The organism is Streptomyces sp. 378 (genome assembly GCF_030124145.1).
Taxonomy (GTDB): domain Bacteria; phylum Actinomycetota; class Actinomycetes; order Streptomycetales; family Streptomycetaceae; genus Streptomyces.
In genome coordinates this window covers 22,862-43,525 of sequence record NZ_JASKMS010000009.1, presented here as the reverse complement: position 1 = coordinate 43,525, position 20,664 = coordinate 22,862, and the positions used below count along the sequence as shown (strand labels likewise).

At 70.4% G+C, this 20,664-nt stretch carries 16 protein-coding genes; 8 read left to right on the top strand and 8 right to left on the bottom strand.

What is annotated here, in order from left to right; all coding sequences use genetic code 11:
- Positions 1-41: 41 nt before the first annotated feature.
- The 3 genes from katG to QNO09_RS14760 all read right to left on the bottom strand — a co-directional run bounded on the left by katG (position 42) and on the right by QNO09_RS14760 (position 3,792).
- Complete coding sequence (gene katG, locus QNO09_RS14770) at positions 42-2,267, bottom strand: catalase/peroxidase HPI (protein ID WP_283970626.1); 2,226 nt, start codon at positions 2,265-2,267, stop codon at positions 42-44.
- A gap of 50 nt (positions 2,268-2,317) precedes the next feature.
- Complete coding sequence (locus QNO09_RS14765; protein WP_283970625.1) at positions 2,318-2,755, bottom strand: Fur family transcriptional regulator; 438 nt, start codon at positions 2,753-2,755, stop codon at positions 2,318-2,320.
- 176 nt (positions 2,756-2,931) lie between these two features.
- Positions 2,932-3,792 carry a hypothetical protein gene (locus QNO09_RS14760; protein ID WP_283970624.1) on the bottom strand — a complete coding sequence of 287 codons (861 nt, stop codon included), beginning with the start codon at positions 3,790-3,792 and terminating at the stop codon, positions 2,932-2,934.
- A 158-nt stretch (positions 3,793-3,950) separates the two neighbouring features.
- Between QNO09_RS14760 and QNO09_RS14755 the strand changes: the two genes are divergently transcribed.
- The gene (locus QNO09_RS14755) at positions 3,951-5,396 is read left to right on the top strand and encodes a glyceraldehyde-3-phosphate dehydrogenase (RefSeq protein WP_283970623.1); all 1,446 of its coding nucleotides are present in this window, start codon (positions 3,951-3,953) and stop codon (positions 5,394-5,396) included.
- A gap of 48 nt (positions 5,397-5,444) precedes the next feature.
- Here the strand turns inward: QNO09_RS14755 and QNO09_RS14750 are convergent, their stop codons facing one another.
- Both QNO09_RS14750 and QNO09_RS14745 read right to left on the bottom strand, forming a co-directional pair.
- The gene (locus QNO09_RS14750) at positions 5,445-8,624 is read right to left on the bottom strand and encodes an RICIN domain-containing protein (RefSeq protein ID WP_283970622.1); all 3,180 of its coding nucleotides are present in this window, start codon (positions 8,622-8,624) and stop codon (positions 5,445-5,447) included.
- A 223-nt stretch (positions 8,625-8,847) separates the two neighbouring features.
- Positions 8,848-9,021, bottom strand: a complete 174-nt coding sequence (locus QNO09_RS14745; RefSeq protein WP_283970621.1) for a CsbD family protein — start codon at positions 9,019-9,021, stop codon at positions 8,848-8,850.
- A 195-nt stretch (positions 9,022-9,216) separates the two neighbouring features.
- Between QNO09_RS14745 and QNO09_RS14740 the strand changes: the two genes are divergently transcribed.
- Positions 9,217-9,813 carry a hypothetical protein gene (locus QNO09_RS14740; protein ID WP_283970620.1) on the top strand — a complete coding sequence of 199 codons (597 nt, stop codon included), beginning with the start codon at positions 9,217-9,219 and terminating at the stop codon, positions 9,811-9,813.
- Positions 9,814-9,819: 6 nt separating this feature from the next.
- Here the strand turns inward: QNO09_RS14740 and QNO09_RS14735 are convergent, their stop codons facing one another.
- Positions 9,820-11,502 carry a tetratricopeptide repeat protein gene (locus QNO09_RS14735; RefSeq protein ID WP_283970619.1) on the bottom strand — a complete coding sequence of 561 codons (1,683 nt, stop codon included), beginning with the start codon at positions 11,500-11,502 and terminating at the stop codon, positions 9,820-9,822.
- A 570-nt stretch (positions 11,503-12,072) separates the two neighbouring features.
- On the opposite strand from QNO09_RS14735, the gene QNO09_RS14730 reads away from it, so the two are divergent.
- The gene (locus QNO09_RS14730; protein WP_283970618.1) at positions 12,073-12,897 is read left to right on the top strand and encodes an SAM-dependent methyltransferase; all 825 of its coding nucleotides are present in this window, start codon (positions 12,073-12,075) and stop codon (positions 12,895-12,897) included.
- 54 nt (positions 12,898-12,951) lie between these two features.
- On the opposite strand, the gene QNO09_RS14725 is transcribed toward QNO09_RS14730, so the two are convergent.
- Both QNO09_RS14725 and QNO09_RS14720 read right to left on the bottom strand, forming a co-directional pair.
- Positions 12,952-13,866, bottom strand: a complete 915-nt coding sequence (locus QNO09_RS14725) for a helix-turn-helix domain-containing protein (protein ID WP_283970617.1) — start codon at positions 13,864-13,866, stop codon at positions 12,952-12,954.
- Positions 13,867-14,018: 152 nt separating this feature from the next.
- Positions 14,019-14,249: a DUF397 domain-containing protein gene (locus QNO09_RS14720; protein WP_283970616.1), complete on the bottom strand. Its 231-nt coding sequence runs from the start codon at positions 14,247-14,249 to the stop codon at positions 14,019-14,021.
- 228 nt (positions 14,250-14,477) lie between these two features.
- Here QNO09_RS14720 and QNO09_RS14715 point away from each other — a divergent pair, with 228 nt between their 5' ends.
- The 5 genes from QNO09_RS14715 to QNO09_RS14695 all read left to right on the top strand — a co-directional run bounded on the left by QNO09_RS14715 (position 14,478) and on the right by QNO09_RS14695 (position 20,643).
- Positions 14,478-15,071, top strand: coding sequence for an ATP-binding protein (locus QNO09_RS14715; RefSeq protein WP_283970615.1), 594 nt, complete (start codon positions 14,478-14,480; stop codon positions 15,069-15,071).
- A 28-nt stretch (positions 15,072-15,099) separates the two neighbouring features.
- A complete protein-coding gene (locus QNO09_RS14710) occupies positions 15,100-15,645 on the top strand; it encodes a hypothetical protein (protein WP_283970614.1) in 546 nt (181 codons plus the stop codon).
- Positions 15,646-15,777: 132 nt separating this feature from the next.
- Positions 15,778-18,513, top strand: coding sequence for a SpoIIE family protein phosphatase (locus QNO09_RS14705; RefSeq protein WP_283970613.1), 2,736 nt, complete (start codon positions 15,778-15,780; stop codon positions 18,511-18,513).
- A 128-nt stretch (positions 18,514-18,641) separates the two neighbouring features.
- A complete protein-coding gene (locus QNO09_RS14700; protein WP_283970612.1) occupies positions 18,642-20,006 on the top strand; it encodes an FAD-dependent oxidoreductase in 1,365 nt (454 codons plus the stop codon).
- Positions 20,007-20,148: 142 nt separating this feature from the next.
- A complete protein-coding gene (locus QNO09_RS14695; protein WP_283970611.1) occupies positions 20,149-20,643 on the top strand; it encodes a lamin tail domain-containing protein in 495 nt (164 codons plus the stop codon).
- The last annotated feature ends 21 nt before the right edge of the window (positions 20,644-20,664 follow it).

Sequence of the window (20,664 nt, the reverse complement as noted above, 5' to 3'; positions counted from 1 at the left end):
CCGGGCCTCCCGGCCCGGGCGTTCTCCTCATGCGGAGGTGATCAGACCAGGTCGAACCGGTCCAGGTTCATGACCTTGACCCACGCTGCGACGAAGTCGTTCACGAACTTCTCCTTGGCGTCGTCGCTCGCGTAGACCTCGGCGAGCGCGCGCAGCTCGGAGTTCGAGCCGAAGACCAGGTCGGCGCGCGAGCCGGCCCACTTGACCTCGCCCGTGGCGGCGTCGCGGCCCTCGAACGTGGTCTGGTCCTCGGAGGTCGACTTCCAGGTGATGCCCAGGTCGAGCAGGTTGACGAAGAAGTCGTTCGTCAGCGAGCCGGGCGTCGTGGTGAGCGCACCGAGCTGGGTCTGCCGGTGGTTGGCGCCCAGCACCCGCAGGCCGCCGACCAGGACGGTCATCTCGGGGGCGCTCAGGGTGAGCAGGTTCGCCTTGTCGAGCAGCAGGTGCTCGGCCGGCAGGCGGTTGCCCTTGCCGAGGTAGTTGCGGAATCCGTCGGCGGTCGGCTCGAGCGCCTCGAACGACTCGGCGTCGGTGTGCTCCTGCGTCGCGTCCACACGGCCCGCGGCGAAGGGGACCTCCACCTGGAAACCGGCTTCCTTGGCGGCCTTCTCGACGGCGGCGGAGCCACCGAGGACGATCAGGTCGGCCAGGGAGACCTTCTTGGCGCCGGAGCCGGCGTTGAAGTCCTGCTGGATGCCCTCCAGGACGCGCAGGACCTGGGCCAGCTCGTCGGGCTCGTTGACCTCCCAGCCGCGCTGCGGCTCGAGGCGGATCCGGGCGCCGTTGGCACCGCCGCGCTTGTCGCTGCCGCGGAAGGTGGAGGCGGAGGCCCACGCGGTGGACACCAGCTGGGAGACGCTCAGACCCGACTCCAGGAGCTTGGTCTTGAGGACCTTGATGTCCTCGGCGTCGATCGGCTCGCCCTCGGCCTCGGGCAGCGGGTCCTGCCAGAGCAGGGTCTCCTGCGGGACCTCCGGGCCGAGGTACAGCGACTTCGGGCCCATGTCACGGTGGGTCAGCTTGAACCAGGCGCGGGCGAAGGCGTCCGCGAACTGGTCGGGGTTCTCGTAGAACCGGCGGGAGATGGGCTCGTAGATCGGGTCGAAGCGCAGCGCCAGGTCGGTGGTGAGCATCTTCGGGCGGTGCTTCTTCGACGGGTCGTGCGCGTCGGGCACGATCTCCGGGGCGTCCTTGGCCACCCACTGGTTGGCGCCGGCCGGGCTCTGCTCCAGCTCGTACTCGAACTCGAAGAGGTTCTTGAAGAAGCCGTTGCTCCACTGGGTGGGCGTGCTGGTCCAGGTGACTTCGAGGCCGGAGGTGATGGCGTCGCCGCCCTTGCCGGTGCCGTACGTGCTGCGCCAGCCCAGACCCTGCTCCTCCATGGAGGCGGCCTCGGGGTCGGCGCCGACGTGGTCGGCGGGGCCCGCGCCGTGGGTCTTGCCGAAGGTGTGGCCGCCGGCGATCAGGGCGACGGTCTCCTCGTCGTTCATCGCCATGCGGCGGAACGTCTCACGGATGTCGCGGGCCGCGGCGATCGGGTCCGGGTTGCCGTTCGGACCCTCGGGGTTGACGTAGATGAGGCCCATCTGGACGGCGCCGAGCGGGTTCTCCAGCTCGCGGTCGCCGGTGTAGCGCTGGTCGTCGAGCCAGGTGGTCTCGGGGCCCCAGTAGACGTCCTCCTCGGACTCCCACACGTCCTCGCGGCCGCCGGCGAACCCGAAGGTCTCGAAGCCCATCTGCTCCAGGGCGACGTTGCCGGTGAGGATCATGAGGTCGGCCCAGGAGATGCTCTGGCCGTACTTCTTCTTCACGGGCCACAGCAGACGGCGGGCCTTGTCGAGGTTGCCGTTGTCCGGCCAGCTGTTGAGCGGGGCGAAGCGCTGCTGACCGGCACCGGCGCCGCCGCGGCCGTCGCTGATGCGGTAGGTGCCGGCGCTGTGCCAGGCCATACGGACCATCAGGGGGCCGTAGTGGTCGAAGTCGGCCGGCCACCAGTCCTGCGAGGTGGTGAGCACCTCGGCGATGTCGCGTTTCACGGCCGCGAGGTCGAGGGCCTGGAACGCCTCGGCGTAGTCGAAGCCCTCACCGAGGGGGTTGGCCACCTCGGGGTTCTTGGCGAGGATCTTCAGGTTGAGGCGCTCGGGCCACCACTGGCGGTTGCCGCCCCCCTGGGTCGGGTGCAGAGCGCGGCCGTGGGCCACGGGGCAACCGCCTCCCGTCTCCTGCAACTTCGGGTCGGTGACGATCGCGTCGTGGTTCTCAGTCATGGAAATCCTTCCGGACGGGGCGGATCACGGTGCTCGGGTGGATCACGTGCTCAGGAACTGCGGGCGGTGGAGCAGGTGGGGCACAGGCCCCAGTAGATGACCTCGGCCTCGTCGACGGCGAAGCCGCGGTCGTCGGACGCGGTCAGACAGGGGGCGTGGCCGACCGCGCAGTCGACGTCGGCGACGGCTCCGCACGACCGGCACACGAGGTGGTGGTGGTTGTCGCCGACGCGCCCCTCGTAGAGGGCCGGACTGGCGGGCGGGTCGAGGCGACGTATGAGTCCCGCCGCGGTGAGTGCGTGCAGCCCCTCGTAGACGGCTTGGACGGAGATGTGGCCCACGCGGCCGCGCACCTCGGAGGCGATGGCCTCTGCGCCGAGGTGGTCACCGTCCCGCACGGCCTCCAGCAGCGCGACGCGGGCGGCCGTCACCCTCAGGCCGGCACCGCGCAGCTCATCGGCGGTGGTCGGGTTCCCGGATGCGGTCATGCGGTCAACCTAGCCACACAAACACGATCGGTTCAAGAAAACGAACGATTCAATTTTGGTGTCGTGCGGGTGAGGCGTTGCGGGACGGCCCACTTGACCTCTGTGAGCTCGGTCACAGGTCCATGATCGCGCTTCGGTGGGCACCGGGCGTCGCACACCGCCGTACCGGTCCGGGATCAGGCGTCCGATGAGGTCAGGCGTTCCAGCCGGGAGACGGCCGTGGCGGCCTTGCGGCCGACCTCGCGGACCCGGCGGTCGGCCGTGCGCACCCTCTCCCGGGCCGTTCGCTCGGCGAAACGGGCCTGCTGGTGCTCGTTCCTGGCGTGTTCCAGCTCCCCGGTCAGTTCCTCCACGCGCCGCTGGAGATCCTCCATTCGCTGTTGCGCCTCCGCCGCCTCCCGGCCCGCGGTCGCCGCCTCGTCCCGCAGCCTGCCCAGCTCGCGCTCGGCGGCTTCGACGTCCTCGCGCGCCTGGGCGAGGAGGCGCCGTTGCCGCCCACCGGCCTTCTTGCCCGGGCGAGAGGGGGCGGGTGCGGGGCGCTTCGGCTGGGCGCCCTCGGCTGCCGCGGGGAAGCCGACGGCCGCGCTCAGCGGCTTGGCCAGACGGCCGCTCGCCCAGACCGCCGCGGCCTCCGGGTCGGCCAGGACGGCGTGCAGGGTGTTCTCGACCTCGCGCTGCACGCTCTCGCCGATGGGATGTCCGGCCTCCTTGGCGAGCTGCCGGGCCCGCGCGGACAGGGCGCGGATGAGCGCGTGCTGCCGTCGGCTCAGCTCGCGCAGCTGCACGCCGTCCAGGTCCTGGTGGGCCTGGCGCAGCCCCTCCCCCAGGCGCAGCAGGGGCTCGACCTCCCCGGGGCTGCCACGGACCAGCAGGTTACTGACCCAGGCGGCGAGGCTGGGCTTGCGCAACGCGCGGATCCGCTCGGCGAGTTCCCGGTCACCGGCGGTGCGGGCGGAGGCCATGGCGGAGGCTCGGGCGGCGGTGAACTCCTCCGGGCGCAGGGCGTACAGCTCGTCGGCGACGGAGTCGTAGTCCATGAACACCCCTTTCGCGCGGAAGATCCGCTTTCGATCCTCTCAGGCCCTGCCCCGGGAGTCGCGCGGAGAGGCCGCGGAACGCGTCGGAGGCACCCCGTTCAAGATCAGGAGATCGACGGTTTAACATATGAGCGCCGCCTAGCTCGAAAGATGGACTCGTGACTGTCAACGACGACTCGTTCACCAACTGGAAGAACCGCGAGGAGATCGCGGAGTCGATGATCCCGATCATCGGGAAGCTGCACCGGGAGCGGGACGTGACGGTCCTGCTGCACAGCCGCTCCCTGGTGAACAAGTCGGTGGTCAGCATCCTCAAGACCCACCGGTTCGCCCGGCAGATCGCCGGCGCGGAGCTCTCGGTCACCGAGACGCTGCCGTTCCTGAAGACGCTCGCCGAGCTGGACCTCGGGCCGTCCCAGATCGACATCGGCATGCTCGCCGCGACGTACCGCGAGGACGACCGTGGCCTGTCGGTCGCGGAGTTCACCGCCGAGGCCGTCGCCGGTGCCACGGGCGCCAACAAGATCGAGCGCCGCGAGGGCCGGGACGTCGTCCTCTACGGTTTCGGCCGTATCGGCCGGCTGGTCGCCCGGCTGCTCATCGAGAAGTCCGGCTCGGGCAACGGCCTGCGGCTGCGGGCCATCGTCGTGCGCGGCGGTGGGGAGCAGGACATCGTCAAGCGCGCCTCGCTGCTGCGCCGTGACTCCATCCACGGCCAGTTCCAGGGCACGATCACCGTCGACGAGGCGACCAGCACGATCGTCGCCAACGGCAACGCGATCAAGGTGATCTACGCGAACGACCCGTCCGAGGTCGACTACACGGCGTACGGCATCAAGGACGCCATCCTCATCGACAACACCGGCAAGTGGCGCGACCGCGAGGGCCTGTCCCAGCACCTGCGCCCCGGTGTCGACAAGGTCGTGCTGACCGCGCCCGGCAAGGGCGACGTCCCCAACATCGTGCACGGCGTCAACCACGACACGATCAAGCCGGACGAGCAGATCCTGTCCTGCGCGTCCTGCACCACCAACGCGATCGTGCCGCCGCTGAAGGCGATGGACGACGAGTTCGGGGTCCAGCGCGGCCACGTGGAGACCGTCCACTCGTTCACCAACGACCAGAACCTGCTGGACAATTACCACAAGGCCGACCGCCGCGGCCGGTCCGCGCCGCTCAACATGGTCATCACCGAGACCGGAGCCGCCTCCGCCGTCGCCAAGGCGCTGCCCGAGCTCAAGGCGCCGATCACCGGCAGCTCGATCCGCGTCCCGGTCCCGGACGTCTCGATCGCGATCCTCAGCCTGCGGCTCGGCCGTGAGACGACCCGCGAGGAGGTCCTGGACCACCTTCGCGACGTCTCCCTGACCTCGCCGCTCAAGCGCCAGATCGACTTCACCACGGCTCCCGACGCGGTCTCCAGCGACTTCATCGGCTCGCGCCACGCCTCGATCGTCGACGCCGGCGCCACCAAGGTCGACGGCGACAACGCGATCCTCTACCTGTGGTACGACAACGAGTTCGGCTACTCGTGCCAGGTCATCCGCGTCGTGCAGCACGTCTCCGGCGTGGAGTACCCGACGTACCCGGCCCCGGCGGTCTGACCCCGGAAGACGAAAGCGCGGGGCGTGCGGGCCCCGCGCTTTCGTGTGTCACCGGCGGGTCAGCTCGATCCGGTACTCCCGTGACCGTGAACCGTCTTCGCTCGTCACCGAGATGGTGCGGACCGTCCCGCCGCCGGGCGCGTCCTTGCCGACCGTCACCTTCGCGTAGGGGTCACGCGGCGTGGCGGTGATCTCGGCCCGGCCGGGACGGCCGACCGCCACCCGGTAGCTCGTCCGGTCCGGGTCGAAGCCGCTCACAGACGCGCCGTCCACCTCGATCGACGCCGCCGCGGCGTCGGCGGAAGCGCCCGGCGCCTTGGCGTGCACCTCGATCTCCCCGAGCGTGATGTAGCCGCCCGGGCGGGCCGTCATGACCACGCGCACGCCCGTCGCCGGGCCGGTCGCCCGCACCGGGACGTCGACCACGGGTGTGCCCTCGGTGCCGACGGACACCTGGTCGCTCGCGTCGGACCAGGTGCCGTCGGCGCCGCGCACCTGCACCGTGAGGGACTCAGCGAAGCTGACGTTGGTGCCGTCGCGGTGGAAGTGGGTGACGACCCGGGTCAGGTCGCGTGCCTCCGGCAGGGTGAAGGTGATGGTGTCGGAGGGGTTTTTCGTGCCGGACCGCCAGTTCGACCAGGCCTTCTCGGACGTGGTGCCGTTGCGCAGGCCGTCGGCGGAGTACCCGTTCTCGGTGTAGGTCGCGCCGACCGTCACGCCCTCCTCGCGCGCGGAGTCGGTCTCCCGGGGCGCGGTGACCTGGACACGTACGCTCGCCGGGGCCGTGGCCCCGCCGGGGACCCGGGCGGTGCCGCGCAGGGTCACCACGCCGGTGTCGTCGTACGCGCCCTCGGCGGCGGGGTCCCAGGTGACCGGGAGGTCGGCGGTTCCGCCGTGCCGTCCCACGCCGGTGACCGTGTCGGGCAGGCCCGGCCGCCCTCCGGTCCAGGTCTTGGCGCGGGCCGGGAGGGTGGACGCGATGGTGTCCACGGTGACCACCACCTCGGCCGGCAGGGTGCGGCCGAGAGCGTCGGTGGCCCTGCCCTTCACCCGTACCGTTCCCGGGGTGCGCCAGCGTGACGAGGAGGGCAGCATCCACGCCACCGGCAGCGCGCCCCTGGCGCCGTCGCGGAAGACGGGCCTCACGGTCCCGGGCAGTTCGGGGGCGCGCCCGGGAACGGTGAACGCCGTGGCCGGCTGGGTGCGGAGCACCGTCTCGTCGGTCACGCCCCAGCGCTGGTTGGCGCTGGAGGTCGGGAGGAAGGCCGAGACCCGGGCGCCGTCAGCCGTCGACTGGCCGACGACATCGAGAAGCCGGCCGGTCTCGGCGTTGACGAAGGTCCAACTGCCGTCTCCCGTGGTGGACATGATCCACTGCGCCGCCGGGGTGTCCTCCCCCGGTTCGAGTACGGCTTCGTTGTCGCGTACGGCGAGGCGCCTGCCGTCGGCGGCGTTGACGAGGGCGTAGCGTTCACGGTTGCCGTTGCCGCGCGTCAGCGGCTTCACGGACCAGAGCTGGGACGTGGCGGCCGGGTCGGTTGTGCGCACGACGACCCCGTCGCCCTCGGCGGACGGTGCCAGCGACTTGCCGCTCTGGGCGCCCTGGAGACGGTAGACGTGGCCGGGCTGGACGAGCGCGGCGTCCTTCGCGGTTCCGGACACACCGTCGACGAGGAGGGTGGTCACGGACTTGGCGGGGACGGTCACGGTGGCGGAGCCGTCCTGGACCCGCACGGGCGTGCCGCGGACGAGCGCTCCGTCGTCGCTGGTCACCACGGGCGTCACGGTGGCGCCGCGGGCGACCCGCCGGAACTTCGAGAGGTCCAGGCTCACCGCGCGCGGGGTCGTGCCGTTGTTGACGTGCACCACTGTCGCTCCGCGGCCGGACTTGCGTACGGCGGCGACGCTGGAGGGATCGTCGGAGGTGACGAAGTGGTCGCCGGGGCGGATGTGGTGGGTGAAGTTGCGCAGGGTGTGGAACTTGGTGTTGGTCTTGATCGGGCAGGTCCGCAGGGTGTCCTGGGCGGTGCAGTCGAACGGGATGTGGATGCTGCCCCAGTTCTTGCCGGCCTGCGCCTGGGGGATGGAGTCCTCGATCGGCTGCCACAACACCCAGGCGGACGGCTCCAGTTCACGGATGTCCTCGACGACTCGGGTGGCGATGCCGAGCCCTGGTTCCATACCGGTGAAGTCGGTGCCGGTCCCCCAGGTGCCCTCGACCTCGCTCATCCACAACCGCCGGTCCGCGGCCTTGGCGCTGTCACGGGCGCCCGTACGCATGCCGGTGCCGTAGGTGTGCACGTTGAGCTGGTCGACGGCGGCCCGGGCGGAGCTGTCGTAGGCGTTCCAGTTGCGGACGAAGGTGCTGGGGTTGGTCTCGTCCATCGCGGAGATCTTGGCGCGGGTCCTCGCCTTGTCCAGTGCGCGTCGCAGCGCGAGGACGACCTTCTGCTGGAGTTCCGGGCCTGCGTGGGCGCCCTCCTGGCGGCCGCCGGTGGGCTGTCCGTCGGGGCCGATTCGGGTGCCCCAGTAGTTGGTGTTGGGCTCGTTGAGCGGGGCGATGGTGTCGAAGTCGATGCGGTGCTTCTTCTCCAGGTGTTCGGTCACCTTGACCAGGTAGGCGGCGAAGTCGTCGACGCGGTCCGCCCGTATCTGGTCGGTGTTGGCGTCGAAGCCTCCGGAGACGTAGCCGCTGACGGTCTGGAACCAGGGCGGTGAGTTGCTGAACGCCTCCCAGCGGGTCACCTTGTTCTTGACGCGGTCCACCCACCAGCGTTGACCCGCGTCGGCGGACCAGTCCCAGTGCGCCGGATCGTCCGGGTTCCACCAGTCGGTGTCCTCCCTGGTGGTGCCCTCGGGTGCCTTCCAGAAGCCGTCCATCGTGGCGCCGGTCTTCATGTAGTCCTTGCGGACGTCGGGGGCGTTGCCGCCGCCGATGTTGTAGCGCGCGATGTTGAGGCGGAGGCCGTCCTCGCCGAACAGCATGTCGGCGAGCTTCTGCCGAATGGGTTCGGGGTAGCGGCCGGTGATGTTGGCGAACCAGACGAGGCTCGTCCCCCACCCCTCGAACTCCTGCTGCCGGTAGGACGGGTCGATCCGAACGGTGACCGCGCTCGCGGGCGGGTCCGCGGCAGCGGCGGTGGGAGGCACCGTCACGAGGCCCGCGCCGAGAGCCAGGGGGACGGTGACCGCCAGTGCCGTGCGGGTGAGGCGATGCCTGCTGGACATGGATTCCCTTCGGGAGCGAACAGAACCGAGCAGAACCAATCGAGCTTCCCGAATGTTTTAGGACGGCAATCAACACGTCAAGAGGGGGAAACGCATGGGGAACCCGCCAGCGGACGATGCCGGGCGGTCCCGGCGAGCGTTCGTGGGACCAACGGAGAAAAACACGGCGGTGCCGCGTCCCGATCGGGACGCGGCACCGCCGCGCGACGTCAGTGCTCGGTCTTCAGTGCTTGAAGACGTCCTTCGTCTTCTCCTTGGCCTGGCGGGCGTCGCCCTTCGACTGCTCCGCCTTGCCCTCGGCCGTCAGGCGCTCGTTGCCCACCGCACGGCCGACCGTCTCCTTGGCCTTGCCCTTGGCCTGCTCGGCCTTGGCCTTGCCCTTCTGCTCTTCAGCCACGGTTCGTTCACATCCAAGTCGTGTCCGACTACGGGGTCGTCACACGAGTGACCGTGAAACGGCAGCTCAAACGTCGCACGCGGTCGCTCGCTCCGTGAGAGCCTTTGCTCTGATCATGATCAACGTGACGAGCCCGGAGGACGGGGCAAGACCATCAACCGGCCGGGACTGCCCGGGGACCTTCCGCCGGCCGAAGTGCTGTGGGCCCGCTGGGCGCTCATCGCCGTACTGGAGGCCACCGCGCAGGGCGAGCGGGAGGTTCGCCACCGCACCGGGACCTGGGTGGACGGCGAAGGGCTCCATCTGGACGACTCCGGCTGCACGTGGTGGGGCTTCTCGCCGCGCGGCGAGGGCCGGTACGTGCTCTCCGGCGAGGACGAGTCGAGCGGCGTCAAGTGGCACGAGCCGCCGGTTGACCTGCTCGCCGGTGCCCCCGGGTGGCTTCCCCACGACCGGCTGAAGGACCTGCTGAGCGGATACGAACTGGGCTGCGTCTACTGGTACGAGAACGGAGCGTGGGCCCGCGCCGCGTACCCCGGCACCCTGGACGACGACGGGCTCGACTGCGGCACGAGCCGCTTCACCGACCGGACCGACGTGCTGCACACGATCGCCGACGAGGAGCACGGTGCCACGTCGGCCGGCGACGCGGAGGACCTGCTGGCTCACGCGGAGAACTACCGGCTGACGCCGGAGCTGCTGATGTCCCTCACCGCCGACCCCGACTGGCGGCAGCGGGACCGGCCGGCCATGACCAGGGCGCTGGAGCGCGCGGGCCTGAACCGGGCGTGAGCGGTGTCAGTGACAGCACGCCTCGGCCGCCCGGGGGCCGGACGTGGTGTCCAGACGGCAGAAGCAGGACGCCTCGATCGGTACGTCGGCCAGTGCGGTCGCGAGCTTGAGCTGGTGGGCCACGAGGGCCGCTTCGCCGGTCTTGCCCGTCCGCAGTAGGCACTCGTGCAGTCCGTGCAGGGCCCAGACGTTGCCGGGGTGCTGCAGGGGCCGGGGCAGGGTGTCGTCCAGACCGAGGTCGGCACGGTAGACCGCCTCGGCCTCCGCCACGCGGCCCTGTTCCAGCAGCAGCGCGCCGTAGGCGTGACGGGTGGGCTGCATCCAGCCCCAGGGCTCGTCGTAGGGGAGGTTGTCGTCCAGCTCGATGGAGCGCTCCAGGGCGGCGAAGGCGAGGTCGTACCTGCCCTTGCGGTATTCGAGCTCGCCGTCCAGCATGGCGGACGCGATGGCGAGGATGTCCCGGCAGGTGTTGTTGAACAGCATGCGCGTCTCGGGCACGCGGTTCGTCGCCGCGCGGAAGAGCTCGCGTTCGGCCTCCGCCCGGCCGACCTCACCGGTGGCGGAGAGGGCGACGCCCCGGGCGTAGTGCCGCATGGCGACGGTCGCCGCATAGAGCTCCGGGTCGGCGGGGGCGGGCAGTTCGAGGATCTCGCTCCAGCGGCCGAAACGGATCAGGACGTGGACGCGCATGGCCAGGAACGCCTCGAGCCAGTCGGCCATGGGGGGACTCTGGACACGGAGCAGTTCCTCCGGGATGGCGGCTTCCAGCCGGGCGGCGGTGTCGAGGGCGACCTGCGCCTGGCCGAGGAACATGGCGCCGTAGATCTTGAAGTGGAGGTTGTGCGCCCGGTAGAGGGTGTAGAAGTTCATCGCGCCGGCCTGCCGGTGGTATTTCTCGTCGGCGGCGATGGCCTCGCTGTTGGCCGCGACGACCTGACGGTAGTCGCCGCACAGGACGTCCAGGTGTGAGGGCATGTGGAGCAGGTGCCCGGCGTCGGGCACGAGGCCGCGCAGGCGGTCGGCGACGGTGAGGGCCCGCTCCGGCGTCGGGGACATCTCCATCAGATGGATGTACAGGTGCAGGATCCCGGGATGCCGTACGCCGGCGTCGGTGGCGAGGACGCCTTCCAGCACGGCCCTGGCCTCGGTGGTCCGCGCGCCCTCGGCCGGCTGCCCGGTCCTGAGATCCCACAGCTGCCACGGGGTGAGGTTCATCGCGGCGTCGGCATGGAGGGTGGCGACGTCCGGGTCGTCCGGGGCCAGCTCGTAGACCGCGCGCATCGCGTCCGCGTAGGGCTCGTTCCAGACCGAGCAGTCCTCGACGGCCTCCGACTGCGGATAGCGGGCGCGCAGCGCGCCGATGAGGGCTCGTTCGACCGGGGTGGCGCGGGCGGCCTTCTCATGGGCCCGCTCCACGGCACCGTGGGTGCGTTCGACGGTCCGCGCCAGTTCCTCGCCTTCGAAGAATTCCCAGGGCTTGTTGTAGTTCGGTCCGAGCGCGTAGGCGATGCCCCAATACGCCATGGCGCATTCCGGATCTGCCTCGACCGCCTTTTCGAAGCAGGCGACGGCTTCCTCGTGATGGAAGGCGTACGTCCACACCAGGCCGCGATCGAACCAGAGTTGAGCGTCGGCGGAGGACGTGGTGACGGGACGGCCGTGCGTACCGAGATCGTAATAGTCGCCCATGGGTTTCTCCTGGGAAAGCGGCCGGGGCCGTGAGAATGGCGGTTGCGGACACGTCCTCTCATTCCGATCAATTCTCGTATGTCCAGATTAGCGGTCCGGGCTCACGGTGACGTGCGGCAGCCGTGGCACACCGGCGCGCACGGTCACCGACCGCGGCGGTTTCCCCTGCCTGCGGTGACGGTACGGAGCCCGGCTCCGCCGCGCACACCATCCCGTGGAACGACGCGGGCCTCGTGGTGCGAGCCTGCGGCACCAGCGGGCCGGGCGGCGCCATCGAGTGCGCCGCCCGGTTCTGATCCGCCGACCGTCGGGCCGGCCCGCTCCGCCTGGTGAACGAGCCCCGCGGTGGGCATCGAGCCCGCCACGGGCGGTCTACCACGGGGACCATCGCGGATCATGACTCAAAGTATGTGAACAGTTGCAAAAGGAACATCGGGCGGCGCGAGGGCGATCATCTTGTCGTTCGATCGTGGGCACCTTCGCCGGTGGGCTGGCACCGGCCAACTCCCGCTCCCTAGGATGTAGTTCCTGTCCAGCCAGTCGTTGGCACGGCACCTTGCAGGGGGAACGATGCCCGAGAAGCAACTGTCCACCGAGATCGACGCGAACGTGCCGACGGCAGCGCGCATGTACGACCACTATCTGGGCGGCAAGGACAACTACGCGGCCGACCGCGCCGCGTGCGAGGAGCTCGACAAGGTCGTTCCCAGCACACGCCGCCTGGCACTGAACAACCGGCGCTTCCTCCAGCGGGTCGTGAGGACCCTCTCCGAGGACTACGGCATCCGGCAGTACCTGGACCACGGCTCCGGCCTGCCGACGCAGGACAACGTGCACCAGGTCGCCCAGCGCATCGACCCCACGACCCACGTGGTCTACGTCGACAACGACCCCATGGTGCTGGTCCACGGCCGTGCCCTGCTGGAGCAGGACGAGCGGACGACCGTCATCCACGCGGACCTGCGCGAGACCGACCAGATCTTCGGTCACGTCGACACCAAGCGACTGATCGACTTCGCCGAACCCGTGTGTGTGCTCTTCAACTCGGTGTTCCACTGCATCCCGGACAGCGACACCGACGGGCCGCTCGCGGTGGCCCGCCGGGTGCGCGAACGGCTCGCACCCGGCAGCTTCATGGTCATGTGCCAGTTGGTCAGCGAGGACCCCGAGGTCCGCGCATTCGTCACGAACTTCATGGACCAGGCGACACAGGGCAACTGGGGCCGCGTACGGGAAGCGAAGGACGTGGAGTCGTATTTCGAGGGTCTGGAGATCCTGGAGCCGGGGCTCGTGGAGGTGTCGACCTGGCGGCCGGACACCGAGGTGGCGCCTCGCCAGCTCAGCCACGAGTGGATCGAGTTCGGCGGTGTCGGGCGGATTCCCCTGGAGAAGTGACCGAAGTGGTGCCTCGTGCGGGAGGGATGTCGTCCCGCACGAGGCATCCGCGCGTCAGGGGTAGCGCTGCTCCATCGTCTGCCGCAGCAGCTCCAGCGAGTCACGGGGCTTGAGCGCCTCGTCCGCGAGCCGGTCCAGCGCGATCCGGTACTCCTCGGTCTCGTCCCGGTCCTCGAGGAAGTTCGCGCTCTTGATGTGCTCCAGGTAGACCACGTCGGGCAGATCGAGGCCGCCGAAGCGCAGATAGGTGATCGGGATGGCCGGCGCCGAGGCGTTGGTGACGCTCAACGGCACGATCTGCAAGGTCACGTTGGATCGTTCGGCCATCTCGACGAGGTGCGTGAGCTGTTCCCGCATCACATCGGTGCTGCCCAGGACGCGCAGCAGCACGGACTCGTCGAGGATCGCCCACAGCTGCGGGGCGTCGGCCCGCGACAGCAGACGGGCCCGGTGCCTGCGCAGTTCCACACGCCGCTCCACCTCGCCCGCCGGCGCGTTCGGCAGGCCACGCTCCACCACGGCCCTGGTGTAGGCGGGTGTCTGCAACAGGCCGGGTACGTACTGGATCTCGAAGGTACGGATGGTGGCGGCGGCCTCCTGCAGCCCGACGAGCCGGTCGAACCACTCGGGCATCAGCCGCTTGTCGTACCGCTGCCACCAGCCCGGCTCTCCGGCACGCTGCAACAGCTTGAGCAGCACCGAGGCTTCGTACGCGTCGGTGCCGTACAGCTCCAGCAGCGCGCGGACGTCGCTCTCCGTGGGCGGGCGGCGGCCCTTGCCCGCCTCGATGCGGGACAACTTGGCCGCACTGAATCCCACAGCGCGCGCCGCCTGGTCCTGGGCGAATCCGGCGTCCTCACGGAAACCGGCGAGCTGTACACCGACCAGCATCTTCAGGAGAGTCGGCGCCGGCTCGGGCCTGTCCAGGTAGGGTTCCAGACGGGAGATGCGATGCGACGCGGCGGACATCCTGACTCCCAGCAGACCGGCACAAGGGCGACTTACACTATCGCACTTCACCGGGCCTTCACGCATCAGCCCGCAGCACCCCCGCAGAAGTGGGGAGTTGGGCTCCGCTTCTCCCCTTGGGCATCACACGACAGGCGAGACGGCACCGCTCCTCAGAGCAGGTGGTCGAACTCGCCGTCCTTCGCGCCGGCCAGGAAGGCGGCCACCTCCGCCGGGGTGTAGACGAGGGCGGGCCCGTCGGGGTCACGGGAGTTGCGCATGGCGATCCCGCCGTCGACGAGGGGGGCGACTTCGACGCAGTTGCCCTCGGCGTTGCTGTGCCGGCTCTTGATCCAGCAGGCCTCCAACGAGCTTGCCTGCACTCCGTTCCGCACTGGTGGCACCGCAGTCTCCTTGCTGTTCTCGTTCCCCGCCGCGCACGGTGTGCCCGGCCTTCGGCGAGCGCGGCCGCGTCCCTTCGACCGCACTCGTCCCGGCTTGCGTACCCACAACGGCTTGATTCTCACGCAATTTCTCGTGCAATTGCACGCGAGCGCCTTCAGCGTGGATAATAGCTGCGGCGTCAACCCCCGGGCCGACGCCCCGTCCTGACGTCGCATCGGGGAGATGCCGTGTCATCACCTGCGCAGCACGTGCTCCGGCCGCCGAGTGGGGCTGCGGCACACGCTGGCACACCCGGGACGGCCCACGCCTTCCCTGCCGGACCGCCCACGGTCACGCCGAGCGGGAGCCCACCCTCCCTGCCGAAGACGCTGCCGCAGTTCTCGGGTGTCCTGTCCGCCTCGGCCGCCCTGCGGGTCGAGTGCAGCCGGGAGGGCTTCGCACAAGCGCGGGCCTTCACCCGGGACACCCTGTGCGGCTGGTCGCTCGACCACCGCTGCGACGACACGACCCTCGTCATCACCGAGCTCGCCGCCAACGCCGCGACCCACGCGGCACCGGCGGCCTCGGGGACTTCGGGTGTGCCGGAGATCCGGCTCGGTTTCCTCCTGGACCCCGCGCACCTGCTCGTCACGGTCTCCGACCCCGACGACACCCCGCCCGTGTACGCGCCGACCGGCTCGTCCCTGGAGGAGCACGGCCGGGGCCTGTGCATCGTCGACGCCCTGGCCGAGGAGTGGGGCTGGGCCCCCAGCCCTCCGGCGGGCAAGACGGTCTGGGCCAGGTTGTCGACCCGGCCGTGCACGCCCCGTCCACCCATCTGACACGACTGCCGCGGAAAGGCCCCTCGCCATGCGCAGCGCTTCGACGGAACACCCGAGCAGCGAGCGCCCACAGCGCCCCGACACCCCGTCCGGGGTGGCCCGGAACACGCCGCTCACGGCACTGGACCGCGTGCCGTGGGGCGAGATCCAGGACTCCACCGGCTCGGCGGCGGCCATCCCCCTCCTGCTCAACGGTATCGCCGGGGGTGACGCCGAAGCCGCCCGCTCCGCCCTCGACGACCTGAGAAAGCGGATCTGCCAGTTCGGTTTCGTCGTGGAGCAGGCGACCGCGGCCACCGTCCCCTTCCTGTGGGAGCTGGCGAAGCTGCCGCAGGTGACCTGCCGGGCCCAGATCATCCGGCTGCTCAAGAGCATCGCCGACGCCCGGCAGTGGGAGAGCACCGCCGCCGTCTACCCGAAGCTGCTGAACCACCGGGAGAACCCGGTGGTGTGGGAGCGCGCCGCGCGCCAGGCGGTGCGGGCCCGGCGCGGTGAGCTCGGCGGGCTGATGTCGGACGAGGACGGCGAGATCGCCCGGGCCACGAGCGAGCTGGCCCGCTCGCTGGGCGCCTGAGGCCGTCGTACGCCCGGTTTCCGGTGGACGGGAGACCGTATACGCCGGGAGACGTGACGAAACGGTGAGGACCCCCTGTCACCATGGGTGACGCCCCTCGCCTCCCTGGGCCCGGCAGTGTAGACATGGCACATGGTCCGACTCTTGGGTCGATCCGGGACTCGATCGCCCCTGCGGCCCGGCGCTGCGCCGTCCGCACGGCAGCGGCAGGAGGCGAACCCGTCGCGGTGGCGTTCGGCGGCGGGACTGCGGTCGGTGCTGGGCGGACGCAGTGTCGCCGGGCAGGTGTTCCTGCTGGTCGTGGTGATCGTGCTGCTGCTGGTGATGGCGGCCGTGGTGGCGTTGGTGCTGCAAGTGCGGCACGACACGACGCAGGAGGCCCGCAACCGGTCGCTGGCCGTGGCGGAGACCTTCGCCAACGCGCCGGGGACGGTCCAGGCGCTGCAGAGCCCCGATCCCACCGCCGTGCTCCAGCCGCGAGCCGAGGCCGCCCGTGAGCGGTCGAACGTCGACTTCATCGTCGTCATGAGCACCGACGGGACCCGCTACACCCACCCCAAGACGGACCGGATCGGCAAGAAGTTCGTCGGGACCATCGCGCCGGCGCTGGCCGGGCAGTCGTTCACCGAGGAGATCGAGGGCACCATCGGCCCGCTCGTCCAGGCCGTGGTGCCGGTGAAGGACGCGGACGGCCGGGTCGTGGGCCTGGTCTCGGCCGGGATCACGACGCAGAACGTCGGCGGCACCGCGGACCGCCAGCTGCCACTCGTGCTCGCCGCCGCCGCGGTGGCGCTCGCCCTGGCGACGGCGGGTGCCGCGCTGGTGAGCCGTCGGCTGCTGCGCCAGACCCGTGGGCTCGGGCCGCACGAGATGACCCGGATGTACGAGCATCACGACGCCGTGCTGCACGCCGTACGGGAGGGCGTGCTCATCGTCGACGACGGGGGCATCCTGCTGCTGGCGAACGACGAGGCGCACCGGCTGCTGGGGCTGCCCCCCGACGCCGAGGGCCGGCACGTCCTCAGTCTGGGTCTCGACCCGGGCACCGCCGACCTGCTGGCCTCCGGCCGCGTCGCCACGGACGAGGTGCACCGCGTCGGCGACCGGCTCCTCGCCGTCAACCAGCGCACCACGGACCGAGCGGGCGTCCCGCCCGGCAGCGTCGCCACCCTGCGCGACTCGACCGAGCTGAGGGCCCTGTCCGGGCGGGCCGAGGCCGCGCGGGAACGGCTCAACATGCTGTACGACGCCGGAGTGGGCATCGGGACGAGCCTGGACGTGACCCGCACGGCGGAAGAGCTCACCGAGCTCGCCGTACCCCGGTTCGCCGACTTCGTCGCCGTCGACCTGTTCGACGCGGTGCTGGGCGGCGGGCAGCCGAACGCGGTGGGCGCGCTCAGCCGCACGGCGGTGAGCGGGATCCGCAAGGACGCGCCGCTCTACCCGGTCGGCGAGCGGATCAGGTTCGTCGAGTCCTCCCCGCAGGGACGCAGCCTCGCCACCGGCGGCCCCGTCCTGGAGCCCCGGCTGGGCGAGGCCCCGGGCTGGCAGGCTCAGGACCTGGAGCGCTCCACACAGATCGTCGAGTACGGCATCCACTCCCTGATCACCGTGCCACTGCGGGCCGGCGCCCTGGTGCTCGGCGTGGTCAGCTTCTGGCGCTGCGAGAAGCAGGAGCCCTTCGACGCGGACGAGCTGGCCCTGGCCGAGGAGCTGGTGGCGCGGGCCGCCGTCTCCATCGACAACGCGCGCCGCTACACACGCGAGCACAGCATGGCGGTGACCCTCCAGCGCAGCCTGCTCCCCCGCAGCCTGCCCGAGCAGGGCGCTCTGGAGATCGCCTACCGCTATCTGCCCGCGCAGGCCGGGGTGGGCGGGGACTGGTTCGATGTGCTGCCGCTGTCGGGGGCCAGGGTCGCGCTCGTGGTCGGGGACGTGGTCGGCCACGGGCTGCACGCCGCGGCGACGATGGGCCGACTGCGCACCGCGGTGCACAACTTCTCCGCCCTCGATCTGCCGCCCGAGGAACTCATCGCCCTGCTGGACGAGTTGGTCGGCCGGATCGACCAGGACGAGACGGAGGAGGACGGCAGCGCCCCGGTCATCGGCGCCACCTGTCTGTACGCCGTCTACGACCCGGTCTCCCGGCGCTGCACCGTCGCGCGGGCCGGGCATCCCCCGCCGGCGCTGATCCACCCGGACGGCAGTGTGGAGTTCCCCGAGGTGCCCGCCGGTCCCCCGCTCGGGCTCGGCGGTCTGCCGTTCGAGACGGCCGAGCTGGAGCTGGCGGAGGGCAGCCGGCTCGTCCTCTACACCGACGGGCTGGTGGAGGACCGGGAGCGGGACATCGACGTCGGTCTGGACATGCTGCGCGAGGCGCTGAGCCGGGCCGGCCAGTCCCCGGAGGACACCTGCCGGGTCGTGCTCGACTCGCGGCTGACCGCCCGCTCCAGCGACGACATCGCGCTGATCGTCGCGCGCACCCGGGCTCTCGCCTCCGACCGGGTCGCCGAGTGGCCGGTGCCGGCCGATCCGGCGGCCGTGGGCGAGGTGCGGGCGGCGGTCAGCAGGCAGCTGACCGAGTGGGGCCTGGACGAACTGACGTTCAGCACGGAACTGATCCTGAGCGAGCTGGTCACCAACGCGCTCCGGTACGGCGGCGGCCCCATGCGCGTCCGGGTGCTGCGCGACCGCAACCTGATCTGCGAGGTGTTCGACGGCAGCAGCACCTCGCCGCACCTGCGGTACGCCACCATGACGGACGAGGGCGGACGCGGTCTGTTCCTCGTGGCGCAGCTGTCCGAGCGCTGGGGGACGCGTTATCTGCCCGGGGGCAAGGTGATCTGGGCTGAGCAGCCCCTGCCATAAGCATCACCAGGGACCACCCATAAAGTAGCCTTATGAGCTCATAGGCCGGACCCCCGTACCGACTTAGGCTTGCCTTAGTTTAGGCTTCCCGTCGAGATCGCTTGTCGCCACTCGAAGGGAACCTGACCATGCCCCGCCCCCTGCGGGTAGCCATCGTCGGATCCGGCCCCGCCGGGATCTACGCCGCCGACGCCCTGCTCAAGTCCGAGGTGGCCGCCGAACCCGGCGTGTCCATCGACATCTTCGAGCGCATGCCGGCTCCGTTCGGACTGATCCGTTACGGCGTCGCCCCCGACCACCCGCGGATCAAGGGCATCATCACCGCCCTGCACCAGGTGCTCGACAAACCGCAGATCCGGCTCTTCGGCAACGTCGACTACGGCACGGACATCGGCCTGGACGACCTGCGGGCGTTCTACGACGGGGTGATCTTCGCCACCGGCGCGATGGCCGACCGGGCGCTCTCCCTGCCGGGCATCGATCTCGACGGATCGTACGGCGCCGCGGACTTCGTGTCCTGGTACGACGGCCACCCGGACGTGCCCCGCACCTGGCCGCTGGAGGCGGAGAAGGTCGCCGTGCTCGGCGTCGGCAACGTCGCACTCGACGTCGCGCGCGTCCTGGCCAAGACGGCGGACGAGCTGCTGCCCACCGAGATCCCGGCCAACGTCCACGAGGGTCTGAAGGCCAACCGGGCCAAGGAGATCCACGTGTTCGGCCGCCGCGGCCCGGCGCAGGCCAAGTTCAGCCCGATGGAGCTGCGGGAACTCGACCACTCCCCCACCATCGAGGTCATCGTCGACCCCGAGGACATCGACTACGACGAGGGCTCGATCGCCACGCGGCGCGGCAACAAGCAGGCCGACATGGTGGCGAAGACCCTGGAGAACTGGGCGATCCGCGACACCGGCGACCGGCCGCACAAGCTCTTCCTGCACTTCTTCGAGTCGCCGGTCGAGATCCTCGGCGAGGACGGCAGGGTCGTGGGCCTGCGCACCGAGCGCACGGAGCTGGACGGCACCGGCAACGTCAAGGGCACCGGCACGTTCCACACCTGGGACGTGGGCGCGGTGTACCGCGCGGTGGGTTACCTGTCCGACAAGCTCCCCAAGCTCCCTTGGGACATCGATTCCGGCACCGTCCCGGACGAGGGCGGCCGGGTCATGCAGGAGTCGGGCGAGCACCTGCAGTCCACGTATGTCACCGGCTGGATCCGGCGCGGCCCCATCGGCCTCATCGGGCACACCAAGGGCGACGCCAACGAGACCGTGGCGAACCTGCTGGCCGACTACGCGGACGGCCGGCTGCAGACGCCCGCCGCCCCCACCCCCGAGGCCGTGGACGCGTTCCTCGCCGAGCGCGACATCCGCTTCACCACCTGGGACGGCTGGTACAGGCTGGACGCCGCGGAGAAGGCCCTGGGCGAGCCCGAGGGCCGCGAGCGCGTGAAGATCGTCGAGCGGGAGGACATGCTGCGGGCCAGCGGCGCCTGACGTCATACACCCCGCGGGGCGGGTTCGGTGGCAAGGTCACCGAACCCGCCCCGCTGCGTACTTGAAGCGTGTACGATCCGGATGCTTCACCGAACCATCACATCGCCTTCACCTGAAGGTCATGCAGGGGGGACGAACGTCCATGCGTATACGCCTTGTCGCCACCACGGCCGCCGCTGCCGGGGCCCTCACCGCCCTGTCGGCGGTTCCGGCCCAGGCCGCCGAGTACAACTCCGCGCTGAAGATCCGGGGCATCCAGTACGACGCTCCCGGCAGGGACTCCAACCGCTGCTCGGGCGGGAACACCGCCGAGGAGTACCTGACCATCAAGAACTACTCACGTTCGACGACGGTGAACCTCAAGGGGTACGTCGTGAAGGACGCCGCGGGCAACAAGTTCACCTTCACCGCGACACACACCCTCCAGCCGGGTGACTACGTCAAGCTGCGCGGCGGCAACGGGTCCGACTCGGACGCCAGGAACGTCGTCTACCGCGACAACTGCAACTTCATGTGGAACAACGACAAGGACACGATCTACGTGTACAAGCCGTCCGGCAGCCGTGCCGACGTGCACTCGTACACCAGAAGCGGCTCCGACCCGGACCGCAACGGGTACATCACGTTCCACGGCTGAGCCTTTTGCCGGACCGGCAAC

What these genes read in the sequence shown, in the direction of transcription:
- katG (WP_283970626.1), bottom strand. Translation starts at nt 2,267, where the DNA reads ATGACTGAGAACCACGACGCGATCGTCACCGACCCGAAGTTGCAGGAG.
- QNO09_RS14765 (WP_283970625.1), bottom strand. Translation starts at nt 2,755, where the DNA reads ATGACCGCATCCGGGAACCCGACCACCGCCGATGAGCTGCGCGGTGCC.
- QNO09_RS14760 (WP_283970624.1), bottom strand. Translation starts at nt 3,792, where the DNA reads ATGGACTACGACTCCGTCGCCGACGAGCTGTACGCCCTGCGCCCGGAG.
- QNO09_RS14750 (WP_283970622.1), bottom strand. Translation starts at nt 8,624, where the DNA reads ATGTCCAGCAGGCATCGCCTCACCCGCACGGCACTGGCGGTCACCGTC.
- QNO09_RS14735 (WP_283970619.1), bottom strand. Translation starts at nt 11,502, where the DNA reads ATGGGCGACTATTACGATCTCGGTACGCACGGCCGTCCCGTCACCACG.
- QNO09_RS14730 (WP_283970618.1), top strand. Translation starts at nt 12,073, where the DNA reads ATGCCCGAGAAGCAACTGTCCACCGAGATCGACGCGAACGTGCCGACG.
- QNO09_RS14725 (WP_283970617.1), bottom strand. Translation starts at nt 13,866, where the DNA reads ATGTCCGCCGCGTCGCATCGCATCTCCCGTCTGGAACCCTACCTGGAC.
- QNO09_RS14710 (WP_283970614.1), top strand. Translation starts at nt 15,100, where the DNA reads ATGCGCAGCGCTTCGACGGAACACCCGAGCAGCGAGCGCCCACAGCGC.
- QNO09_RS14705 (WP_283970613.1), top strand. Translation starts at nt 15,778, where the DNA reads ATGGTCCGACTCTTGGGTCGATCCGGGACTCGATCGCCCCTGCGGCCC.
- QNO09_RS14700 (WP_283970612.1), top strand. Translation starts at nt 18,642, where the DNA reads ATGCCCCGCCCCCTGCGGGTAGCCATCGTCGGATCCGGCCCCGCCGGG.
- QNO09_RS14695 (WP_283970611.1), top strand. Translation starts at nt 20,149, where the DNA reads ATGCGTATACGCCTTGTCGCCACCACGGCCGCCGCTGCCGGGGCCCTC.